The sequence below is a fragment of the Azonexus sp. genome (genome assembly GCF_047638095.1).
Classification (GTDB): Bacteria; Pseudomonadota; Gammaproteobacteria; order Burkholderiales; family Rhodocyclaceae; genus Azonexus.
In genome coordinates this window covers 1-2,772 of record NZ_JBLJBW010000084.1, presented here as the reverse complement: position 1 = coordinate 2,772, position 2,772 = coordinate 1, and the positions used below count along the sequence as shown (strand labels likewise).

The 2,772-nt window shown below is 63.3% G+C and carries 5 protein-coding genes; all 5 read right to left on the bottom strand.

Features of this window, described 5'->3' with window-relative positions; genetic code table 11:
- The coding region (locus tag ACM62Q_RS13050) for an AIR synthase related protein (protein WP_415037289.1) at positions 1 to 255 on the bottom strand (255 nt) is incomplete at its 3' end.
- A gap of 3 nt (positions 256 to 258) precedes the next feature.
- Complete coding sequence (gene nusB / locus ACM62Q_RS13045) at positions 259 to 741, bottom strand: transcription antitermination factor NusB (RefSeq protein WP_415037287.1); 483 nt, start codon at positions 739 to 741, stop codon at positions 259 to 261.
- Positions 734 to 1,210 (bottom strand): 6,7-dimethyl-8-ribityllumazine synthase, encoded by a 477-nt coding sequence (gene ribH, locus ACM62Q_RS13040; RefSeq protein WP_415037285.1) that lies wholly within the window; start codon positions 1,208 to 1,210, stop codon positions 734 to 736. The genes nusB and ribH overlap by 8 nt, the downstream gene beginning before the upstream one ends.
- A gap of 3 nt (positions 1,211 to 1,213) precedes the next feature.
- A complete protein-coding gene (gene ribBA / locus ACM62Q_RS13035) occupies positions 1,214 to 2,335 on the bottom strand; it encodes a bifunctional 3,4-dihydroxy-2-butanone-4-phosphate synthase/GTP cyclohydrolase II (protein WP_415037283.1) in 1,122 nt (373 codons plus the stop codon).
- Between the two features lie 38 nt (positions 2,336 to 2,373).
- A partial coding sequence (locus ACM62Q_RS13030; protein WP_415037281.1) for an endoribonuclease YicC domain-containing protein occupies positions 2,374 to 2,772 on the bottom strand: 399 nt, incomplete at its 5' end.

Here is a 2,772-nt window from a genome sequence, read left to right as displayed (position 1 = left end):
CGTCACCCAGCGCGCCGTCGCGCCCATCGCGGCGAGGTCGGACAGATTCACGGCCAGGGTTTTCCAGCCCAGGCGCTGCGGGTCGGTGTCGGGCAGAAAATGCACGCCGGCCACCAGCATGTCGGTCGTCACCGCCAACACCTTGCCCGGCGTCGGCAGGAGCAAGGCGCAGTCGTCGCCCGGCCCAAGCAGCGCCGAGGGCGTCGGACGGGTGAAATAGCGGGCAATCAGCCCGAACTCACCGGCGGCGGCCATGTGCTAGCCGCCGGACTGCGGCGCACGCATTTCCTGCGCGCGCGCCTGAGCGGCGATTTTATCGAGCACGCCATTGACGTACTTGTGGCCGTCGGTGCCGCCGAAGGCTTTGGCAAGCTCAATGGCTTCGTTGATGATGACGCGGTAGGGCGTTTCCGGGTGGTGGAGCAGCTCGAAACAGCCGAGCAGCAAAACCCCCGCCTCGATCGGCGACAACTCTTCGTAAGCCCGGTCGATGTGCGCGCTGATCTGCGCCACCAGGGCTTCGTGCTGGGCGATCACACCGCGCAAGGTGGCGGTAAAAAAGGCGCGGTCGGCTTTGTCGAAACCTTCCGTTTCCGGCGCGTAGGCTTCGATGGCCGCCTCATCGGCACCGCCCACCCGCCATTGGTACAAGCCTTGCAGAATGAATTCTCGCGCCCGGCGGCGGGCCGATTTCGGTTTGGCTGGCTTGGCCGCCTTGGCCGTTTGTGCGGCTTTACTCATCGGTCAGCGCCCCTTGCAAATTGGCCATTTCCACCGCTGCCTGGGCGCATTCGGCCCCCTTGGGCTGCATGCGCACCTCGGCCTGCTCGTCGGTGTCGCAGGTCAAAATACCGTTGGCAATCGGCGTACCGGTGTGCAGTTGCAGTTCCATGATGGCGCGACAGGCATCGTTGGAGACCACTTCAAAATGATAGGTATCGCCACGGATCACCGCCCCCAGGGCGATCAACGCATCGTACTGGCCGCTTTGCGCCATGGTTTGCAGCACCAGCGGAATTTCCAGCGCTCCCGGCACGGTGGCAATCGCCATATCTTCGTCGGCCACGCCCAGGCGCTTCAATTCCGCCACGCAGGCCGAGAGCAAGCCCTCGCACACGGGCCGGTTGAAACGGCTCATGACGATACCGATGGAAAGCTCACGTCCATCGAGATTGCTGTCAAATTCAAATACATTGTCAAAACGGGCCATGGCTCATAACTCCTCAGGGGCAGACACAAAACCGGTAACTTCCAGGCCGAAACCTGTCATGGAGGGCATCTTGCGCGGGCTGGACAACAGCCGCATCCGGCTCACGCCCAGGTCGCGCAAAATCTGCGCGCCGATGCCATAGGTGCGCGGGTCCCATTTGCGCTGGGTGCGCGGCGCATCGAGCGGTTTTTGCAGGCGTTCGAGCAAGGCTTCGCCGTCTTCCGAACGATGCATGAGCACGATCACACCATGCCCGTTACGCGCCAACGCCGCCATGGCTTGATCCACGGAAAATGACTGCCGACCGCTCGCCGGATCAAGAAAATCGAGCACCGACAAGGGTTCGTGCACCCGCACCAAGGTTTCACCGCCCGCCGGAATCTCACCCTTCACCAGCGCCAGATGGGTGGCCTTGCCGGCACGATCGACAAAGGCGTGCAGGGAAAAATCGCCGTGCGCAGTGTTGATCGTTTTGCTGCTGACGCGCTCGACCAGGGTTTCAGAGGCCGCCCGATAGTGGATCAAATCGGCGATGGTGCCGATTTTCAAACCATGCACGCGGGCAAATTCGATCAACTCCGGCAGCCGCGCCATGCTGCCGTCGTCATTCATGATTTCGCAGATCACCGCCGAAGGCTCCAGCCCGGCCATCGCGGCCAGATCGCAACCCGCCTCGGTATGCCCGGCACGCACCAGCACGCCGCCGTCGCGGGCGGTGATGGGGAAAACATGCCCCGGCTGGACGATGTCTTCCGGACGCGCCGTGCGCGCCACCGCCGTGCGGATGGTATGCGCCCGATCCGCCGCCGAAATGCCGGTCGTCACCCCTTCCGCCGCCTCGATGGAAACCGTGAATGCCGTGCCAAACTGCGTGCCGTTACTGCGCGCCATCTGGTTCAAGCCAAGAAAACGGCAACGCGCCTCGGTCAAGGTCAGACAAACCAGGCCGCGCCCGAACTTGGCCATGAAATTGATCGCCTCCGGCGTCACATGCTCGGCGGCCATGAGCAAATCGCCCTCGTTCTCGCGGTCTTCCTCATCCACCAGAATCACCATCCGCCCGGCTTTCAGCTCGGCAACGATAGTTTCGACAGGGGCAATGGCTTGAATTTGTTGCGGCGACATGGCGACTCGACAGAAAGCAAAGCCGGCATTTTCGCAGATCACTCCAGGTTCTGCACCTGCTCCCGCATCTGTTCGATGGCCAGCTTCAATTCCATCGCCGCCTGCGAGACTTCGGTGACGGCGGATTTGGAGGCCAGGGTGTTGGCTTCGCGGTTGAGCTCTTGCATCAGGAAGTCGAGGCGTTTGCCGGTGGCACCGCCGGCCTTGAGGACGCGCTCGACTTCGCTCAGGTGGGCTTCCAAGCGGGCGAGCTCTTCGGCGACGTCGATGCGCGTGGCGAAAACGGCGACTTCCTGCAGGATGCGCTCGTCGTTGGCTGCCCCCAAGGCGTCTTCCAGGCGCTGGCGCAGTTTTTCGGTGAAGGCGGCTTGCGCCTGCGGGATGCGCGGGGCGACTTCGGCGACGATGGCGCGCATGTCGGCGACGCGGTCGCGCAG

Coding starts and splice junctions, on each gene's coding strand:
- nusB (WP_415037287.1), bottom strand. CDS start 741: ATGAGTAAAGCCGCACAAACGGCCAAGGCGGCCAAGCCAGCCAAACCG.
- ribH (WP_415037285.1), bottom strand. CDS start 1,210: ATGGCCCGTTTTGACAATGTATTTGAATTTGACAGCAATCTCGATGGA.
- ribBA (WP_415037283.1), bottom strand. CDS start 2,335: ATGTCGCCGCAACAAATTCAAGCCATTGCCCCTGTCGAAACTATCGTT.